Origin of the sequence: Marinobacterium nitratireducens (genome assembly GCF_014645375.1) — a bacterium.
Lineage (GTDB): Bacteria > Pseudomonadota > Gammaproteobacteria > Pseudomonadales > Balneatricaceae > Marinobacterium_A > Marinobacterium_A nitratireducens.
Genome location: NZ_BMLT01000002.1, coordinates 370,175 through 388,757 on the forward strand (window position 1 = coordinate 370,175; position 18,583 = coordinate 388,757).

Genomic DNA, 18,583 nt, shown 5'->3' on the forward strand with positions numbered 1-18,583 from the left:
TGTCAGAGGCCGGCGGCGTCGCGCAGGGCCTCGGCCTTGTCGGTCTTCTCCCACGGGAAGGCGAGGAAGGTGTCATTGCCTACGGTCATCTCGTAGGGCTCGCGACCGAAGTGGCCGTAGGCTGCAGTGGCGCGGTACATCGGGTGCAGCAGGTCCAGCATGCGGGTGATGGCGTACGGACGCAGGTCGAAGTGGTTGCGCACCAGTTCGATGATCTTGTCGTCGGAGATCTTGCCGGTGCCGAAGGTGTTGATCGACACCGAGGTCGGCTCGGCGACGCCGATGGCGTAGGACACCTGGATTTCGCAGCGATCGGCAAGGCCTGCGGCGACGATGTTCTTGGCGACGTAGCGGCCGGCGTAGGCGGCGGAACGGTCGACCTTGGACGGGTCCTTGCCGGAGAAAGCGCCGCCGCCGTGACGGGCCATGCCGCCGTAGGTATCGACGATGATCTTGCGGCCGGTCAGACCGCAGTCGCCCACCGGCCCGCCGATGACGAACTTGCCGGTCGGGTTGATATGGAACTTGGTGTCGCGGCTGATCCACTCGGCCGGCAGCACGTGCTTGATGATCAGCTCCATCACCGCTTCGCGCAGGTCTTCCTGATGGACGTCCGGGTTGTGCTGGGTCGACAGTACGACCGCATCGATACCGCAGGGCTTGCCGTTCTCGTAGCGGAAGGTCACCTGGGACTTGGCATCCGGACGCAGCCAGGGCAGCAGGCCGGAGCGGCGCGCCTCGGCCTGGCGCTCGACCAGACGGTGGGCGTAGGTGATCGGCGCCGGCATCAGCACGTCGGTGTCGTTGGAGGCGTAGCCGAACATCAGGCCCTGATCGCCCGCACCCTGGTCTTCCGGGCGCGAACGGTCGACGCCCTGGGCGATATCGACGGACTGCTTGCCGATGATGTTGATGACACCGCAGGTCTCGCCGTCGTAGCCGACGTCGGACGAGGTGTAGCCGATATGGCAGATCACGTCGCGAACCAGGTTCTCCAGATCGATCCAGGCGCTGGTGCTGATTTCACCGGAGACGATGGCGACACCGGTCTTGACCAGGGTTTCGCAGGCCACGCGGGCGTATTTGTCTTCGGCAATAATGGCGTCGAGCACCGCATCGGAAATCTGGTCCGCGATCTTGTCCGGATGACCTTCAGACACGGATTCGGAAGTGAACAAGCCGTATTCGCTCATCTCAGCTAAGCATCCTCATAAAACGGGGGGAGTCGGGCGTCTGGACCCGGGCGGGCAGACGGACATTTTAAAGGGACGCATTTTAGCCCCGTGCGATGCAAATTGCATGACGGTTGGCTGCGAAAAGGATGAAAATTTCCGCTTTTGATATGAATTCGCTTCATTTGAGCCGAAAAAAAGCCGATTCCCATTTGATGCCGACCGGCAAACAGGCGAAAATTACGCGCACCAAAATTTGTCCTCTACCGCCTTACGTTTGGGTCAACCCCAGGAGAAGCTTTAATGTCCTCTCGCAGAGAACTTGCCAATGCTATTCGCGCGCTGAGCATGGACGCTGTCCAGAAGGCCAAATCCGGCCACCCCGGAGCCCCGATGGGCATGGCCGACATCGCCGAAGTGCTTTGGAACGATTTTCTGAAACACAACCCGTCCAACCCGCAATGGTTCGACCGCGACCGCTTCATCCTGTCCAACGGTCACGGATCCATGCTGATCTATTCGCTGCTGCACCTGACCGGTTACGACGTGAGCATCGAGGACATCAAGAACTTCCGTCAGCTGCACTCCAAGACCGCCGGCCACCCGGAATACGGCTACTGCCCGGGTGTCGAGACCACCACCGGACCGCTGGGGCAGGGGATCAGCAACGCCGTCGGCTTCGCCGCCGCCGAGAAGGCACTGGCCGCGCAGTTCAACCGTGACGGCCACGACATCATTGACCATTACACCTACGCCTTCATGGGCGACGGCTGCATGATGGAAGGCATCTCCCACGAAGCCTGCGCCCTGGCCGGTACCCTTGGACTTGGCAAGCTGATCGCCTTCTGGGACGACAACGGCATCTCCATCGACGGCGAAGTCGAAGGCTGGTTCACCGACGATACCCCGAAACGCTTCGAAGCCTACGGCTGGCAGGTGATTCCGGGTGTCGACGGTCACGACCCGGATCAGATCCGTGCCGCCATCGAGCAGGCCCAGGCCAACAGCTCTCAGCCGACGCTGATCTGCTGCAAGACCATCATCGGTTTCGGTTCACCCAACAAGGAAGGCAAGGAAGAGTGCCACGGCGCGCCGCTGGGCGATGACGAGATCGCCCTGACCCGCGAGCGTCTGGGCTGGAACCATCCCGCCTTCGAAGTGCCGGAAGACATCTACGCCGACTGGGATGCCCGCGAGTCCGGCAGCCATGCGGAGAACGAGTGGAACGAGCGCTTCGCCGCCTATCGCGCCGAGTACCCGGAGCTGGCCGAGCAGCTGCTGCGTCGCATCAGCGGCGATCTGCCGGCGGACTTCGCCGAGCAGGCCGATGCCTGGATTCGCGAAGTGGCCGAAAAGGGCGACACCATCGCCTCGCGCAAGGCTTCGCAGAATGCCCTCAACGCCTTTGGCCCGATGCTGCCGGAGCTGCTCGGTGGCTCCGCCGACCTCGCCGGTTCCAACCTGACGCTGTGGTCCGGCGCCAAGGGCATCAGCAAGAATGACGCCAGCGGCAACTATCTGTTCTACGGTGTGCGCGAGTTCGGCATGTCGGCGATCATGAACGGCATCGCCCTGCACGGCGGTTTCATCCCCTACGGCGCCACTTTCCTGGTGTTCATGGAGTATGCCCGCAACGCCCTGCGCATGGCGGCACTGATGAAGCAGCGCGTGATCCATGTTTACACCCACGATTCCATCGGCCTTGGCGAAGACGGCCCGACCCATCAGCCGGTCGAGCAGATCGCCAACCTGCGTCACACCCCGAACATGAGCCTGTGGCGCCCGTGCGACGCGGTCGAGTCCGCGGTGGCCTGGAAGTCGGCGCTGGAGCGCACCGACGGCCCCAGCGCACTGATTTTCTCGCGCCAGAACCTGCCGCATCAGGCGCGTAACGACGAACAGCTGGCCAACATCGCCCGGGGCGGCTACATCCTGCGCGATACCACGGGCAAGCCCGACGCCATCCTGATCGCCACCGGTTCCGAAGTCGCGCTGGCGATGGAGGCCGCCGAGCTGCTGGCCGGCGAAGGCAAGCAGGTGCGCGTGGTGTCGATGCCGTCGACCGATCGCTTCGAGGCTCAGGATGCGTCCTACCGCGAAGCGGTGCTGCCGTCCGACATCAGCGCCCGCGTTGCCGTCGAAGCCGCCCAGGCGGACTACTGGTACAAGTACGTGGGCCTGAACGGCGCCATCGTTGGCATGCGCAGCTTCGGCGAGTCGGCGCCGGCCGGCGAGCTGTTCAAGCACTTCGGCTTCAGCGCCGAAAATGTCGCCGAAACCGTTAAATCCATTCTCTAACTCGTCGCAGGGCCGGCTTGTGCCGGCCTTCGCCGGGGTTCTGAACCGTCGATGAAATACCGCGTCGCAATCAACGGCTACGGCCGCATCGGGCAGTGCGTACTGCGCGCCATCTACGAGTGCGGCTTCCGCCGTGATTTCGAGGTGGTGGCGCTCAACGAGCTGTCCGATCTGGAAACGGTGACCTACCTGACCCGGTACGACACCACCCACGGCCGTTTTCCGCTGCCGGTGAGCCACGATGGTCGTGACCTGCTGATCGACGGCGATCGCATCCGGGTGCTGAACGAGCCGGATCCGCGCAACCTGCCGTGGAAGGCGCTGGGCGTCGATCTGGTGCTGGAGTGTTCCGGCTCCTTCAAGGATCGCCACAATGCCGAGCTGCATCTGGCCAAGGGCGCCGGCAAACTGCTGTTTTCGCAGCCGGCGACGGCCGAGGTCGACGCTACCATCGTCTACGGTCTGAACCAGCAGCTGCTGCGCCCGGAACATCGGGTGGTATCGGCGGCTTCCTGTACCACCAACTGCGTGGTACCGGTGCTGGACCTGCTGGACCGCGAGTTCGGTATCGAGAACGGCGTCACCACCACGGTGCACTCGGCGATGAACGACCAGCCGGTGATCGACAGTTACCACCAGACCGACCTGCGCCTGACGCGCAGCGCGATGCAGTCGATCATTCCGGTGGATACCGGGCTGGACCGCGGTATCGACCGGTTGCTGCCGCATCTGGCCGGGCGTTTCGAGTGTCTGCACCTGCGCGTGCCGACGATCAACGTCTCGGCGATGGACATGTCCATCAATGTGCGGCGCGCCACCGACAGCGAAGAGGTCAACGCGCTGATCCGTCGGGCGGCGGCGGGGCCGCTGCAGGGGCTGCTGGGCTACACCGACGAGCCGCACGCCTCGGTGGACTTCAACCGCGACCCGCGCTCGGGGGTGTTCGATGGCACCCAGACCCGGGTCTGTGGCGGCACGCTGCTCAAGCTGCTGTGCTGGTTCGACAACGAATGGGGATTTGCCAACCGGATGCTGGATGTCGCCCGGCACTGGCTGATGAAAAGCTGAAAGCCGTAAGCGTCACGCGGCAAGCGGCGCCTGGTCGTCTTGCGGCTTGGGGCTTACAGCTTACAACTTCTGAAACTTAGGTAGGACACTCTATGAGCGTACTGAAAATGACGGACCTGGACCTGGCCGGCAAGCGCGTCCTGATCCGCGAAGATCTCAACGTGCCGGTCAAGGATGGCGTCGTGACGTCCGACGCGCGCATCCGCGCCTCCCTGCCGACCATCGAGCTGGCGCTGAAGGCCGGCGCCAAGGTGATGGTGATGTCGCACCTGGGTCGCCCGAGTGAAGGCGAGTACGAGGAAAAGTACTCGCTGGCGCCGGTCGCGGCGCATGTCGGCAAGCTGCTGCAGCGCGACGTGCCGCTGATCAAGGACTGGGTCGACGGCGGCTTCGAGGTCGGCGAGGGCGAGCTGGTACTGCTGGAAAACGTGCGCTTCAATGTCGGTGAGAAAAAGGACGACGAAGCCCTGTCACGCAAGATGGCCGCGCTTTGCGATGTCTACGTGATGGACGCCTTCGGCACCGCGCACCGGGCTCAGGCCTCGACCCACGGCGTGGCGCGCTTTGCCGAAACCGCTTGCGCGGGCCCGCTGCTGGCCGGCGAACTCGACGCGCTGGGCAAGGCGCTGGACAAGCCGGCACGCCCGCTGGCGGCCATCGTCGGCGGCTCCAAGGTGTCCACCAAACTGGAAGTGCTCAATGCACTGGCCGACAAGGTCGATCAGCTGATCGTCGGCGGCGGTATCGCCAACACCTTCCTCGCCGCGGCGGGCAAGCCGGTCGGCAACTCCCTGTGCGAGCACGATCTGGTCCCGGTCGCCAAGGCGCTGATGGAGAAGGTCAATATTCCGCTGCCGGTTGATGTCGTCGTGGCGACCGAGTTCGCCGAGAGCGCGACCGCGACCGTGAAGTCGGTCGACGATGTCGCCGATGACGAGATGATTCTGGATATCGGTCCGCAGTCGGCCGCCAACCTGGCCGCGTTGCTGAAAGATGCCGGCACCATCATCTGGAACGGTCCGGTCGGCGTGTTCGAATTCGACCAGTTCGGCGAGGGCACCAAGTCCCTGTCGCTGGCCATTGCCGACAACCAGGGCTTCTCCATCGCCGGCGGTGGCGATACCCTGGCGGCCGTGGACAAGTACGGCATCGCTGACAAGGTTTCCTATATCTCCACCGGTGGTGGCGCCTTCCTCGAGTTCGTCGAGGGCAAGCAGCTGCCGGCGGTGGCTATGCTGGAATCGCGCGGCAATTCCTGAGACGGTCCTCACCGTCGCAGGCGAAGAACTGAACCCGGGCGCCCGTTGCGGCGCCCCTGAACGAAACGAAGGGTACTACCATGGCACTCGTCTCCATGCGTCAGCTGCTGGATCATGCCGCCGAATTCGGTTACGGCATTCCGGCCTTTAACGTCAACAACCTGGAACAGATGCGCGCCATCATGGAAGCGGCCGCGAAAACCGACTCGCCGGTGATCGTGCAGGCGTCCGCGGGTGCGCGCAAGTACGCCGGTTCCAACTTCCTGCGTCACATGATTCTGGCGGCAATCGAAGAGTTTCCCCATGTGCCGGTCTGTATGCACCAGGATCACGGCACCTCGCCGGCGGTCTGTCAGCGCTCCATCGCGATGGGTTTCTCGTCGGTGATGATGGACGGCTCCCTGGGTGAGGACGGCAAGACGCCGACCAGCTACGAGTACAATGTCGACGTCACCCGTCGTACCGTTGAAATGGCGCACGCCTGCGGCGTTTCCGTCGAGGGTGAGCTGGGCTGCCTGGGCTCGCTGGAAACCGGACAGGCCGGTGAAGAGGATGGCATCGGCGCCGAGGGTATCCTGAGCCACGACCAGATGCTGACCGACCCGGACGAGGCCGCCGACTTCGTCGCCAAGACCAACGTCGACGCCCTGGCAATCGCCTGCGGCACTTCCCATGGCGCCTACAAGTTCACCCGTCCGCCGACCGGCGACATCCTGGCGATCGACCGTATCAAGGCGATCCACGACCGCATCCCCAACACTCACCTGGTGATGCACGGCTCCTCGTCGGTGCCGCAGGAATGGCTGGCGGTGATCAACGAGTTCGGTGGCGAGATTCCTGAAACCTACGGTGTCCCGGTCGAGCAGATCGTCGAGGGCATCAAGCACGGCGTGCGCAAGGTCAATATCGACACCGACCTGCGTCTGGCGTCCACCGGCTCCATCCGCCGCTTCCTGGCGCAGAATCCGGCCGAGTTCGACCCGCGCAAGTACCTCAAGGAGTCGATCAAGGCGATGAGCGAAATCTGCGTCGCGCGCTACGAAGCCTTTGGTACCGCCGGCAACGCCAGCAAGATCCGCGCGATCAGCCTCGAGGACATGTCCGCCCTTTACGAGCGCGGCGAACTCGACGCCAAGGTGAATTAAGAAGAAGCGGCTGGCTTCAAGCGACAGCAGACGGGGCGGCGCCTGAGAGGGGCCGCCCCGTTTTCATCTGTCGTAAGGTGCTTCCGGGCGGGTAGGGCACCATGGGCGCGGCGAATCGTGCCACCTGCTGCCCGGTGCTGTTTCCGGTATGCCGCTTCGGGTTGTTGTTCCGCTGGCGCGAATTGCCTATGCTGGGCGGGAAACCGTGCCCCGGCAAGGGGCGGACCTTTTGTCGAGGGAGCTGCTTTGCCCAACAAGACCACCTGCCTGGCCCTGGCCTGCCTGCTGTTCAGCCTGCTGCCTTTCGCCCGTGCGCAGGCGGAAACCTGGGTACTGATCGATACCCGCACGCAGACGCTGTCGGTGATGGACGGCATAAGGGTGCTGGAACATTTCGATCGCATCGCCCTCGGCGCGGCCGGCGCGGGACTCAAGCGCGGTCGCGGTGACGGCAAAACGCCACTCGGTACCTTCCACGTCAGCTGGTTCAACCCGAGCAGCCGCTTCAACTATTTCATCGGTCTCGATTATCCCAACCGGGCCTACGCCGACCGGGCGCTGGAAGAGGGACGTATCGACCGCGGTACCCACCTGCGGATCGTCAGCGCCATCGACCTGCGCATCACGCCGCCTCAGGATACCCCGCTCGGAGGCCAGATCGGGATTCATGGTCTGGGTGCCGGGGACCGGCGGGTGCACGAAACGCTTAACTGGACCAACGGCTGCATCGCGCTGGATAACGGCGAGATTCAGCGTCTGGCCCGCTGGGTCAGGCGCGGCACTCGGGTCGAAATTCTCTGATACGAAACTGACTGGCATACACTGTCGTTGTATCGCAAGTGGTCTATGCTTTGCGGTGCAGCCGTCTGCGTCGGCTGCGGGCAATTCATTTACTGACGGGAGAGTCTCAAGATGAGAATCCGCGAATTGACGAAGATAGGGATTCTGGGGGTAGCCGCTGCCCTGACCTTCGGCTGTGCCAGCAACGCTGCAGATTACGAGATGCTGAAGTCGCAGCACGAGTCCGACATGCAGCGTGCCATGGATATGGCCGCCCAGGCCAATGCCAAGGCAGACGAAGCGCTGAGGGTTGCGAATGAGGCCAATAGTCGCAGTATGGCCACCGACGAGAAGCTGAACCGCATGTTCCAGCGCTCGATGATGAAGTAGATTTTTGCTGTTCGGGGCGGGGCGCGTCCGTCGCGCCCCGCCCGTTCTTCACTGTCCGGTGGCATCCGGGCCCTTTTCCGCAGGTGTTTCCTCAGCGGCCGACCAGACGCGGCACGCCATCCGCGAGCGTCACCGCCAGGCGGATCCTGCCGGGTGAGACATCCGCGCCGAACTTCTCTGCGTCGGCTGCGATATCCAGCAGCAGCGCGGCCTGGCTGGCTTCGTCGAGCCGGGCGTCTTCTTCCAGCACCGGGTGAGCTTCCAGTACCAGGTCGCGACCGTTCCATCCCAGTTTGGTTGGCTGGTTGACGATATGCACCGGCGTGCCCAGCGGCACCTGGCTGTACAGGCTTTCGATATTTTCCGGGTACAGGCGCACGCAGCCGTGGGTGACGCGCATACCGATACCGAATTCCTTGTTGGTGCCGTGAATCAGATAGCCCGGTATCCCCAAGCGCAGTGCGAAGCGGCCCAGCGGGTTACCGGGGCCACCGGGCACCATATCCGGCAGAATTTCGCCGTTGGCGGCGTGTTCGTCCTTGATCGACTGCGGCGGATACCAGGGCGGATCCTGCTGCTTCTGGATCACCCTGGTCTGCCCCAGCGGCGTCTTCCAGTCCATCCGGCCGACGCTCACCGGATAGGTGACGACCACAGGCGCTTCGCCGTGCTGTGGCTTGGGATAGTAGTACAGGCGCATTTCCGGCACGTTCAGCACGATGCCCTCGCGCGGTGCGTCGGGAAGCACGAACAGGTTCGGCAGTACCACACGGGTATCCTCGCCGGGCAGCCAGCGGTCGACCTCCGGGTTCGCCAGCACGATCTCCTCGTAACCCAGGCCGAAGGCGCGGGCGATATCGATCAGCGTGTCCGTCTGGCGCGCCTTGGTGACCCGGATCTCGCCGACGACATTCTGGTCCGCAGGGGGCAGCACGAAGGTTTCGGCCCGAGCCTGCTGACCCGGCAGGCCGAACAGCGTCGCCAGGCCGCAAAGGAGAGGGAATGAGTATCGTTTGATCATTCCACGGATCCTAGCCGGAAACGCGCGAAAAAACCACGCTGTAAAGGTCTCATTCTGTGTCTTCTGCAGATTGTCGCGGTGGCTTCTATAGTTAGCCTCATCGGGATCTGTTCGCAGGTTCCCTGGCGCTACAGCTCTGGAAGGGGGGATTCGCATGCACGCTACGGAGGAAACGCTCTGGTCCCTGGCGTTATACGGCCTGGCGGTGCTGTCGCTGGTTGCGCTGATGCTGGGACTGTCCTACGCGCTGGGACAGCAGCGCCGCTCGCGGGCCACCGATGAGCCGTTCGAATCGGGTATCGTCTCGGTCGGCAGCGGCCGGCTGCGACTGTCGGTGGCCTATTTCGTCGTTGCCATACTGTTCGTGATCTTCGATCTGGAGGTGGTGTTTCTCTATGCCTGGGCGGCGGCGTTCGATGCTGTCGGGCTGGCGGGTTTCGTCGAAGCGCTCATATTTATACTGGTGCTGCTGGCGGCGCTGGCGTACCTCTGGCGCGAAGGTGCGCTCGACTGGGGACCGCGGCAGCGTAGCCTGGAGCGGACGGAGCGCGAACGATGAGCTGGCACCTGAGCCGCGCCGACACCATTGCCAGCGATCGTGACCCCGGGGTCGAGGAATTCGTCCGGCAAAGCGTACTGACCGCCCGGCTCGAGGAGCTGATGTCCTGGGGCCGCAAGCACTCGCTCTGGCCCTTCAATTTTGGCCTCTCGTGCTGCTACGTCGAGATGGCGACAGCGTTCACGCCCCGCCACGATATCGCCCGCTTTGGCGCCGAGGTCATCCGCGCGACGCCGCGTCAGGCCGATCTGATCGTGATCTCCGGCACCGTATTCATGAAGATGGCGCCGGTCATTCAGCGCCTTTACGACCAGTTGCTGGAGCCGCGCTGGGTCATTTCGATGGGTTCCTGCGCCAATTCCGGCGGCATGTACGACATCTACAGCGTGGTGCAGGGCGTCGATCGTTTTCTGCCGGTCGATGTCTACGTGCCCGGCTGTCCGCCGCGGCCGGAGGCGCTGCTGCAGGGGCTGATACTGCTGCAGGAGGCCATCGGTGAGGAACGGCGGCCGCTCAGCTGGGTTATCGACGGCCATGAGGTTTACCGTGCCCCTAAATCGTCGCAGCGTGACCGCTGGCGCGAAAGTCGCAGGCAGGCCACCACCCTGAGACCGCCGGACAGCGTCTGATGGATACCGTCCGGTCGTCGCCTGAACATGTCGAATCTCCTCACTCGTCACTGGAGGTGTTGCGCAGTGCCGCGCCGGGGCTGGTCGGGCAGCGAACGGCGGACGGCATCGAAACCTGCTGGGTACCGAGGGATCAGTTGCGGGCGCTGCTGGGCGCCGCGCAGCGCCAGGCATTCGAGATGCTGTTCGACCTCACCGCCATCGACGAGCGGGTACGCGAGCACCGGCAGGAGCAGCCCGCGGCCGACTTCAGCGTCGTCTATCAGTTGCTGTCGGTAAGCCGCAACCGGGATCTGCGCGTCAAGGTCGCGCTGCTCGAGGAAGATCTGACGCTGCCGAGCATCTGCGACCTCTGGCCCAACGCCAACTGGTACGAATGCGAGGTCTGGGACCTGTTCGGCATCCGCTTCGACGGCCACCCCCATCTGCGTCGTATCCTGCTGCCGCCGACCTGGGAAGGCCATCCACTGCGCAAGGATCACTATGCCCGCGCCACCGAAGTCGACCCCTTCAGCCTCGATGCGGCGCGCCAGGACCGGGAGCAGGAGGCGCTGAAATTTTGTCCCGAGGACTGGGGCATGCAGCGCCAGAGCGACGACAGCGACTTCATGTTTCTGAATCTCGGACCCAACCATCCCAGCGTGCACGGCGTCTTTCGGGTGGCGCTGCAACTCGATGGCGAAGAGATCGTGCAGGCGGTTCCGGATATCGGCTACCACCATCGCGGCGCCGAGAAAATGGGCGAGCGCCAGGCCTGGCACAGTTACATTCCCTACACCGACCGCATCGACTACCTCGGCGGGGTAATGAACAACCTGCCGTACGTGCTGGCGGTGGAAAAGCTTGCCGGCATCGAGGTGCCGGCCCGGGCGCAGTGCATCAGGGTGATGATGTCGGAGCTGTTCCGCATTGCCAGCCATCTGGTCTTTTACGGCACCTTCGCCCAGGACGTCGGCCAGATGTCGCCGGTGTTCTACATGTTCGCCGATCGGGAACGGCTGTTCGGCATCGTCGAGGCGATCACCGGTGGCCGCATGCATCCGGCCTGGTTTCGCATCGGCGGTGTGGCGCAGGACCTGCCCCGGGGCTGGGAGCGGATGATTCGCGAATTCATCGACTATCTGCCGGCGCGGCTCGACGAGTACGACAGCATGGTGCTGGACAACCGCACGCTCAAGCGTCGCACCCGCGGCATCGGCGTTTACAGCAGCGCCGAGGGCCTGGCCTGGGGCGCCAGCGGGCCGGGGCTGCGCGCCACCGGGCTGGACTGGGACCTGCGCCGCAAACGCCCCTACAGCGGTTATGAACAGTACGATTTCGAGGTGGTGACCGCCAGCGGCGGTGACTGCTACGACCGGGCCTGGGTGCGTGCCGAGGAAATCCGCCAGAGCCTGCGCATCGTTCGGCAGTGTCTCGATCATATGCCCGCGGGCGACTACAAGGCCCGGCATCCGCTGACCACGCCGCCGCCGAAGGACCGCACCCTGGAGGATATCGAGACGCTGATTCAGCATTTCGTCAACAGCAGCTGGGGGCCGGTGATTCCGCCCGGCGAGGCGGCGGTTGCGGTCGAGGCGACCAAGGGCATGAACGCCTACTATCTGATCAGTGACGGCGGGACCCTGTCGTACCGGACCCGTATCCGCACGCCGTCGTTCCCGCACCTGCAGATGATCCCGCTGATGAGCCGGGGACTGTTCGTCAGCGACCTGATCGCCATTATCGCCAGCATCGATTTCGTGATGGCGGATGTGGATCGATAGTTAACAGTTGTGAGTGGACAGTGAACAGTTTGTCGGTTGGGTCTGAGCCCGAAGGGCCGTAACCCAACATCGGTGTGACGGGTTACGTGTGACAGGTGACAAAAAGCGACCTGGGGAAGATGCGTAACGCGTCACCTTCACCAATCGGAGATTGCCATGGCCGAGGTATTCGCCCGCGATACAGGCTGGTCGCAGGTCTATCTGAGCGATGAGGAGCGCGCGGAGATCGAGCGTGAAGCCGAGTGCTACCCGCGTCGCGAAGGCCTTTGCATTGAGGCGCTGCGTATCGTGCAGCGGCACCGCGGCTGGGTTTCGGACCACAGTCTGGCGGCAATCGCCGACTACCTGAATGTCGATGCCGCCGAGGTCGAGTCCGTCGCGACCTTCTACAACCTGATTTACCGCAGGCCGGTGGGGCGCAGGGTGATTCTGCTGTGCAACAGCGTGACCTGCTGGATGCTCGGCTGCGAGACCCTGCGCACGCGTATCCAGGCCGAGCTCGGCATCGACTTTGGGGAAACTTCCGCAGACGGCGAGTTCACGCTTTTGCCGGTCACCTGCCTTGGCGACTGCGACCATGCGCCGGCGGCGCTGATCGGCGATCGGCATCACCACGATCTGGATCCGGACAGGATCGTGGCGCTGCTGCGCCAGAGCAGGGAGGACGAATGATGGAGCGCCCGCTGACGCACCATCTGAAGGACGATGGCACGGCGCTGTCACTGGCCGAGTACCGCGCGACCGGCGGCTACGAAGCGCTGCACAAGGCGCTGTCGGGAATGGCTGCCGAAGACGTGCTCGAAGAGGTCAGGTCGGCCAACCTGCGCGGGCGCGGAGGAGCGGGCTTTCCGACCGGCGTGAAATGGAGCCTGGTACCGCGGGGCGAGGGTGCGCCCCACCCCAAGTACCTGGTCGCCAACGCCGACGAAATGGAGCCGGGCGCCTTCAAGGACCGACTGCTGCTCGAGCGCAATCCACACCTGTTGCTCGAAGGCATGCTGCTCGCCGCCTATGCCATCGAGGCCGATGTCGCCTATATCTTCCTGCGGGGCGAGTATGTCGACCCGGCGCGATGTCTGCGCAAAGCGCTTGCAGAAGCCCGCGATGCGGGTCTGATCGGCACGCATATTCTCGGCAGCGACTTCAGTCTCGAGCTGCATCTGCACATCAGCGCCGGGCGCTACATCTGCGGCGAGGAGACGGCGCTGATCAATGCGCTCGAAGGTAAGCGTGCCACCCCCCGGGCCAAACCGCCCTTTCCGCAGATCAGCGGTGCCTGGGGCCGGCCGACCGTGGTCAACAATGTCGAGACGCTGTGCAACGTCGCGCCCATCGTGCGTCACGGCGCCGACTGGTACCGGAGCCTGGGCCTGGGCGACGAGAGCGGCACCAAGCTGTTCGGCGCCAGCGGCCGGGTGCGCAGGCCCGGCATCTGGGAGCTGCCGATGGGTACAAGTATCCGGGAAATTTTCGAGATTTGCGCCGGTGGCATGCAGGAGGGTTACGGCCTGCGCGGGTTCCTGCCGGGGGGCGGCTCCACCGATTTCCTGCTGCCGCAGCATCTGGACCTGCCGATGACCTACGAGAGTATCGGCCAGGCCGGCAGCCGCATGGGTACCGGTACCCTGATCGTGCTCGACGACCGCACCTGTCCGGTCGGCATGGTGCTGAATCTGGAACGCTTCTTTGCCCAGGAGTCCTGCGGCTGGTGCACGCCCTGCCGTGACGGTCTGCCCTGGACCCGGCAACTGCTCGAGGCAATCGAAGCCGGGCAGGGCCGGCCGGAAGACCTGGCCACGCTTGAGGAGCATTGCGGTTTCATGGGGCCGGGCAAGACCTTCTGCGCCCTGGCGCCGGGCGCGATGGAACCGCTGCAGAGCGCGCTGAAGTTTTTCCGCGACGACTTCGAGCGGCATATCGCGGAAGGACGATGCCCCTATCGTCAGGCGTAGGGCACCTTGAGCGCAGCGAAAGGTGCCGCACAATCGGTGAGGCGTGAGGCGTGAGGCGTGAGGCAGTCACTAGCCGTAACTGGATCCGCGGACGGGAGGATGGGTAGAGCGACGCATTGCAGCGGGGTAGGCGTTAGCAGCGGGTCACGGGCATCGCGAAACCGCCAGGGACGGTGGAAATCCTGTAAACGCCGGAGCGGTTTTCAGGGAACCCGTCAAATCGATCGCATTACAGATCGATTGGTGCCGGCTGGCAGAGCCTGTGTTGGGTTACGGTCCTTCGGACCTAGACCCAACCTACGAAAGCTGAGGATCGCCAAGACCCGCAATATCGTTCGCATTACAGATCGATTGGTGTCGGCTGGCAGAGCCTGTGTTGGGTTACGGTCCTTCGGACCTAGACCCAACCTACAAAAGCTGAAGATCGCCAAGACCGCAATATCGATCGCATTACAGATCGATTGGTGTCGGCTGGCAGAGCCTGTGTTGGGTTACGGTCCTTCGGACCTAGACCCAACCTACGAAAGCTGAGGATCGCCAAGACCCGCAATATCGATCGCATTACAGATCGATTGGTATCGGCTGGCAGAGCCTGTGTTGGGTTACGGTCCTTCGGACCTAGACTCAACCTACGAAAGCTGAGGATCGCCAAGACCGCAATATCGATCGCAGTGCAGATCGACTGGTCTCGGTCTGCAGGGACGTCACGAACCCGGAACCGCAGGCGCTCGCGCCGCGAGCGAAGGGCCCGGCCACGAAAAGTTTCGTTCACCGAGTGGCCCCTACAAGGGTTGCAACCATTGTCTAAGCTTAGCCATGCGCGCTGAGCAACCGAGGTCATGATGAGCCGGATTCTGATCGATGACAGGGAGTACGAGGTCGACCCGCGGCACAATCTGCTGCAGGCCATTCTCTCGCTCGGTCTTGATCTGCCGTACTTCTGCTGGCATCCGGCACTGGGTTCGGTGGGTTCCTGCCGCCAGTGCGCGGTGCTTCAGTACCAGGACGAGAACGACAGTCGCGGGCGCCTGGTCGTAGCCTGCATGACGCCGGTGCAGGAAGGAATGCGCATCGGGCTCGAAGCTGCGCAGGCGCATGAATTCCGGGCCGGCGTCATCGAGGCGCTGATGACCAATCATCCGCACGATTGCCCGGTGTGCGAGGAGGGCGGCGAGTGCCACCTGCAGGACATGACCGAGATGAGCGGTCATACCTTCCGCCGCTATCCTGGCCTCAAGCGCACCCACCGCAACCAGTACCTCGGTCCCTTCATCAACCATGAAATGAATCGCTGCATTGCCTGCTACCGCTGCGTGCGCTACTACCGCGACTATGCCGGCGGCAACGATCTCGGGGTGCAGGCGGCGCACAATCACGTCTACTTCGGCCGTCAGCAGGACGGTGTGCTGGAGAGCCCGTTCAGCGGCAACCTGGTGGAGGTCTGCCCCACGGGGGTTTTCACCGACCGCACCTACAGTCGCCATTTCAGCCGCAAGTGGGACCAGCAGAGTGCGCCCTCGGTCTGCGTGCACTGCGCCGTCGGCTGTAACCACTTTCCGGCCGAACGTTATGGCCGAATAATTCGTGTCAGCAATCGTTTCAATGCCAGGCTTAACGGTTACTTCCTCTGCGACCGTGGCCGCTTCGGCTACGACTTCCAGAACCAGCCGCGTCCGGGCGAATTCAGCGACAGCGAGGGGCTGCTGGATGCTCTGCTCGAACGCATTGCCGACCCCGCCCAGACGGTGTTCGCGGTCGGATCGCCGCGGGCGTCGCTGGAGAACAATTTCGCCCTCGCGACGCTGGCGGGCCCGGCGCAGTTCTACGCCGGCGTCGGCAGCGGCGAGTGGCGTTGCCTGCAGCAGTATCTGCGCATCCTGGCGCAGGGGCACAGCCTGGCCACCCCGGATCTCATCGAGCAGTGCGACGCGGCGCTCATTCTGGGCGAGGATATCGGTGCCACGGCGCCCCGGGTGGCGCTGTCGCTGCGTCAGCTGATCCGCAACTGCAGCTTCGAGCTGGCGGCGCAGCAGAAGATCGCACCCTGGCAGGATGCGGCGGTGCGCGGGCTCGGGCAGTGGCAGCGCAGTCCGCTCTGGCAACTGGTGCCCTGCGCCAACGCCCTCGGCGATATCAGTGCGGAGCAGTGCTACGAGACTCCGGCGGTGATCGCGCAGCTATCCGCGGCGCTGGCGGACCTGCTCGAGGGGCGTCAGGTGTCCGCTCACCTGTCCGCTGACCAGCGGGATTGGATCGGGCGTGCCGCGGCGATGCTGCGACAGGCGCAACGGCCGCTGCTGGTCTGCGGCTGTGGCCTGGTCGACGACAGGCTGCTGGCATCAGCGGCAAGGATAACGGCGGCGCTGAAGACGCCGGAGCGCGCCCCGCAGCTGTATATCGCGGCGTTGGAAAGCAACAGCGTTGGCCTGGCCGCGCTGTGCCCGCGGGCGCTGGATACGATGTTCGAGGATATTGAAGCCGCACGCCGGCAGGGCAGACGCTGCACGCTGGTGGTACTGGAAAACGACCTTGATCGGCGCCTTCAGCCGGAGCTTTTCGCTCGGCTGAAAACCCTGCTGGATCACTGGCTGGTGCTGGATTGCCTCGAGACCCCGTCGACCCGCGCCGCCGATGCTGCGCTGCCGGCGCCGACGGCGTTCGAGCAGCAGGGTAGCCTGGTCAATGCCTCGGCCATGCTGCAGCGATACGAAGCCGTCATGGCCCCGGGCTGTCCGCCACCCTGGCGCCGGTTCGCCGCCGCGCTCGGGCATTATCGCGAACGGCGGGGCGAGCTGACCCGCCCCGGCTGGATTGAACTGCGCGGCTGGCGCACGGCGGGTCAGTTGCGGCAATGTCTGGCCCGCCAGGTGCCGGCGCTGGCCGCGATCGAGCGTGCGGGAGTCGACGCCGAACTGCGGCTCGACGGCCGCGCACTGGCGCGGCAGAGCGCACGCTACAGCGGCCGCACCGCGATTCATGCCGCCGAGGAGGTACGGGAAATGCCGTCGCCCGTGGATGCGGACTCGCCGTTTCGCTATTCGATGGAAGGCGCCGCCGGGCAGGGCGGCTCGCGCGCCTTTGTCTGGGCGCCCGGCTGGAATTCGGCGCAGGCGCTGAATCGATTCCAGCAGGAGGTCGGGGGCGACTGGCAGGATAACCTCGCGCCTGCGCTGATCGACGCCGAGGCGCTGGAGCTGCCCCCCGGGCCGCGGTCGTCCGATAGTGCGCCGGCACCCGGCACCCGGACCTGGCTGCCGCGCTACGAGGTCTTCGCCGGCGAGCCGCTGAGCGATGCCGCAGGGGCTGTGAGCGAGCGTGCCGGCGATCCGGTACTGGTCATCGATAGACAAACCGCCGGGCGGCTGGAGCTGGAAAACCGGGACAGCATCGAGCTGCACTATCGGGGCAGGATGCACACCCTTTACGTTCACATCGACCCGAGCCTGCCGCCCGGATGCATCGCGGTGCCCCAGCGCGCGGGCTTCTGGCGCGCCACGGCGGACAGCGGCCCGGTGATGGAACTGCGCCCGGCGCGCAGCCCGCTGCCGAAACCGCCGCAACTGATCGCATCGGACCGGGAGGCGGAAAATGGCTGAGTTCGCAGTCATTATCTTTCGCGCTCTGGCGCTGTTACTGGCGCTGGTGCTGTCGGCGGCGCTGCTGACCTGGGCCGAACGGCGGCTGCTTGGGCTCTGGCAGGATCGCTACGGTCCCAATCGGGTCGGCCCCTTCGGTTTGCTGCAGGTGGTCGCGGATATGCTCAAGCTGCTGGGCAAGCAGGAGTTCGTGCCGCCGTTCGCCGACAAGCCGGTGTTCATTCTGGCGCCGGCGATCGCCATGTCCACCATGCTGCTGGCGTTCGCGGTCATTCCCTTCGCGCCGGGCTTTCCGCTTGCCGACCTCAACCTCGGCCTGCTGTTCTTCCTGGCAATGTCGTCACTGGCGGTGTACGCGATCCTGCTCGGCGGTTACGCCTCCAACAACAAGTACGCGCTGCTCGGTTCGCTGCGCTCCGCCGCCCAGGTGTTGAGCTACGAGGTGTTCATGGGGCTGGCGCTGCTGGGTGTGGTGTTGCAGGCCGGTTCCTTCAGCCTCGGCCAGATCGTCGAGGCGCAGCGGGAACTCTGGTTCTGCATTCCTCAGTTTCTCGCCATGGTGCTGTTCTTTATCGCCGGGATTGCCGAGAGCCACCGGCTGCCTTTCGATCTGCCGGAAGCGGAGCACGAGCTGACGGCGGGTTTCCATACCGAGTACTCGGGCATGAAGTTCGGCATGTTTTTCGTCGGCGAGTATCTCGGCGTCATCCTGATTTCGTCACTGATGACGACGCTGTTTTTCGGCGGCTGGCTGGGACCGGTATTGCCGCCCTGGCTCTGGTTCCTGCTGAAAACGCTGTTTTTCGTGCTGTTGTTCGTGTTGCTGCGGGCGGCATTGCCACGGCCCCGATACGATCAACTGATGGCATTCGGCTGGAAGTGCCTGCTGCCGCTGGCGCTTTTGAATCTGACGGTAACGGCTCTGGTGCTCCTGTGACCGGCGGCGGTCGG

Annotated in this window: 15 protein-coding genes; 13 read left to right on the plus strand and 2 right to left on the minus strand. The window is 64.3% G+C overall.

Annotation, left to right across the window (positions count from 1 at the left end):
• Window positions 1-2: 2 nt before the first annotated feature.
• Window positions 3-1,193, minus strand: coding sequence for a methionine adenosyltransferase (gene metK / locus IEX85_RS04650; RefSeq protein ID WP_188858833.1), 1,191 nt, complete (start codon window positions 1,191-1,193; stop codon window positions 3-5).
• A gap of 282 nt (window positions 1,194-1,475) precedes the next feature.
• Here metK and tkt point away from each other — a divergent pair, with 282 nt between their 5' ends.
• The 6 genes from tkt (at window position 1,476) to IEX85_RS04680 (ending at window position 8,112) form a co-directional block, all read left to right on the plus strand.
• Window positions 1,476-3,470, plus strand: a complete 1,995-nt coding sequence (tkt, locus tag IEX85_RS04655) for a transketolase (RefSeq protein WP_188858835.1) — start codon at window positions 1,476-1,478, stop codon at window positions 3,468-3,470.
• A gap of 51 nt (window positions 3,471-3,521) precedes the next feature.
• Window positions 3,522-4,538: a type I glyceraldehyde-3-phosphate dehydrogenase gene (locus IEX85_RS04660; RefSeq protein ID WP_188858837.1), complete on the plus strand. Its 1,017-nt coding sequence runs from the start codon at window positions 3,522-3,524 to the stop codon at window positions 4,536-4,538.
• 92 nt (window positions 4,539-4,630) lie between these two features.
• Window positions 4,631-5,797: a phosphoglycerate kinase gene (locus IEX85_RS04665; protein ID WP_188858839.1), complete on the plus strand. Its 1,167-nt coding sequence runs from the start codon at window positions 4,631-4,633 to the stop codon at window positions 5,795-5,797.
• Window positions 5,798-5,877: 80 nt separating this feature from the next.
• Window positions 5,878-6,942: a class II fructose-bisphosphate aldolase gene (gene fba / locus IEX85_RS04670; protein ID WP_188858841.1), complete on the plus strand. Its 1,065-nt coding sequence runs from the start codon at window positions 5,878-5,880 to the stop codon at window positions 6,940-6,942.
• A gap of 246 nt (window positions 6,943-7,188) precedes the next feature.
• Window positions 7,189-7,743 carry a L,D-transpeptidase family protein gene (locus IEX85_RS04675; RefSeq protein ID WP_188858843.1) on the plus strand — a complete coding sequence of 185 codons (555 nt, stop codon included), beginning with the start codon at window positions 7,189-7,191 and terminating at the stop codon, window positions 7,741-7,743.
• 111 nt (window positions 7,744-7,854) lie between these two features.
• Window positions 7,855-8,112, plus strand: a complete 258-nt coding sequence (locus IEX85_RS04680; RefSeq protein WP_188858845.1) for an alanine-zipper protein — start codon at window positions 7,855-7,857, stop codon at window positions 8,110-8,112.
• Window positions 8,113-8,203: 91 nt separating this feature from the next.
• Here the strand turns inward: IEX85_RS04680 and IEX85_RS04685 are convergent, their stop codons facing one another.
• The gene (locus IEX85_RS04685; RefSeq protein WP_188858847.1) at window positions 8,204-9,133 is read right to left on the minus strand and encodes a L,D-transpeptidase family protein; all 930 of its coding nucleotides are present in this window, start codon (window positions 9,131-9,133) and stop codon (window positions 8,204-8,206) included.
• Between the two features lie 154 nt (window positions 9,134-9,287).
• Between IEX85_RS04685 and IEX85_RS04690 the strand changes: the two genes are divergently transcribed.
• From IEX85_RS04690 to nuoH, 7 genes are all read left to right on the plus strand, one after another.
• A complete protein-coding gene (locus IEX85_RS04690; protein WP_188858850.1) occupies window positions 9,288-9,692 on the plus strand; it encodes an NADH-quinone oxidoreductase subunit A in 405 nt (134 codons plus the stop codon).
• Entirely contained in the window at window positions 9,689-10,321 is a 633-nt protein-coding gene (locus IEX85_RS04695; protein ID WP_188858852.1) for a NuoB/complex I 20 kDa subunit family protein, read from the plus strand. Before IEX85_RS04690 ends, IEX85_RS04695 begins: the two co-directional genes overlap by 4 nt.
• The gene (gene nuoC, locus IEX85_RS04700; protein WP_188858854.1) at window positions 10,321-12,084 is read left to right on the plus strand and encodes an NADH-quinone oxidoreductase subunit C/D; all 1,764 of its coding nucleotides are present in this window, start codon (window positions 10,321-10,323) and stop codon (window positions 12,082-12,084) included. Before IEX85_RS04695 ends, nuoC begins: the two co-directional genes overlap by 1 nt.
• 156 nt (window positions 12,085-12,240) lie before the next feature.
• Window positions 12,241-12,756: an NADH-quinone oxidoreductase subunit NuoE gene (nuoE, locus tag IEX85_RS04705; protein ID WP_188858856.1), complete on the plus strand. Its 516-nt coding sequence runs from the start codon at window positions 12,241-12,243 to the stop codon at window positions 12,754-12,756.
• Window positions 12,753-14,036, plus strand: a complete 1,284-nt coding sequence (gene nuoF / locus IEX85_RS04710; protein ID WP_229721792.1) for an NADH-quinone oxidoreductase subunit NuoF — start codon at window positions 12,753-12,755, stop codon at window positions 14,034-14,036. Before nuoE ends, nuoF begins: the two co-directional genes overlap by 4 nt.
• An 839-nt stretch (window positions 14,037-14,875) precedes the next feature.
• Window positions 14,876-17,632 carry an NADH-quinone oxidoreductase subunit NuoG gene (nuoG, locus tag IEX85_RS04715; RefSeq protein WP_229721793.1) on the plus strand — a complete coding sequence of 919 codons (2,757 nt, stop codon included), beginning with the start codon at window positions 14,876-14,878 and terminating at the stop codon, window positions 17,630-17,632.
• Window positions 17,625-18,569, plus strand: coding sequence for an NADH-quinone oxidoreductase subunit NuoH (nuoH, locus tag IEX85_RS04720; protein ID WP_188858859.1), 945 nt, complete (start codon window positions 17,625-17,627; stop codon window positions 18,567-18,569). The genes nuoG and nuoH overlap by 8 nt, the downstream gene beginning before the upstream one ends.
• Window positions 18,570-18,583: the final 14 nt, after the last annotated feature.

Excerpts from the sequence above, each read along its gene's own strand:
- metK (WP_188858833.1), bottom strand. The coding sequence starts at position 1,193 with ATGAGCGAATACGGCTTGTTCACTTCCGAATCCGTGTCTGAAGGTCAT.
- tkt (WP_188858835.1), top strand. The coding sequence starts at position 1,476 with ATGTCCTCTCGCAGAGAACTTGCCAATGCTATTCGCGCGCTGAGCATG.
- IEX85_RS04660 (WP_188858837.1), top strand. The coding sequence starts at position 3,522 with ATGAAATACCGCGTCGCAATCAACGGCTACGGCCGCATCGGGCAGTGC.
- IEX85_RS04665 (WP_188858839.1), top strand. The coding sequence starts at position 4,631 with ATGAGCGTACTGAAAATGACGGACCTGGACCTGGCCGGCAAGCGCGTC.
- fba (WP_188858841.1), top strand. The coding sequence starts at position 5,878 with ATGGCACTCGTCTCCATGCGTCAGCTGCTGGATCATGCCGCCGAATTC.
- IEX85_RS04680 (WP_188858845.1), top strand. The coding sequence starts at position 7,855 with ATGAGAATCCGCGAATTGACGAAGATAGGGATTCTGGGGGTAGCCGCT.
- IEX85_RS04685 (WP_188858847.1), bottom strand. The coding sequence starts at position 9,133 with ATGATCAAACGATACTCATTCCCTCTCCTTTGCGGCCTGGCGACGCTG.
- IEX85_RS04690 (WP_188858850.1), top strand. The coding sequence starts at position 9,288 with ATGCACGCTACGGAGGAAACGCTCTGGTCCCTGGCGTTATACGGCCTG.
- IEX85_RS04695 (WP_188858852.1), top strand. The coding sequence starts at position 9,689 with ATGAGCTGGCACCTGAGCCGCGCCGACACCATTGCCAGCGATCGTGAC.
- nuoC (WP_188858854.1), top strand. The coding sequence starts at position 10,321 with ATGGATACCGTCCGGTCGTCGCCTGAACATGTCGAATCTCCTCACTCG.
- nuoE (WP_188858856.1), top strand. The coding sequence starts at position 12,241 with ATGGCCGAGGTATTCGCCCGCGATACAGGCTGGTCGCAGGTCTATCTG.
- nuoF (WP_229721792.1), top strand. The coding sequence starts at position 12,753 with ATGATGGAGCGCCCGCTGACGCACCATCTGAAGGACGATGGCACGGCG.
- nuoG (WP_229721793.1), top strand. The coding sequence starts at position 14,876 with ATGATGAGCCGGATTCTGATCGATGACAGGGAGTACGAGGTCGACCCG.
- nuoH (WP_188858859.1), top strand. The coding sequence starts at position 17,625 with ATGGCTGAGTTCGCAGTCATTATCTTTCGCGCTCTGGCGCTGTTACTG.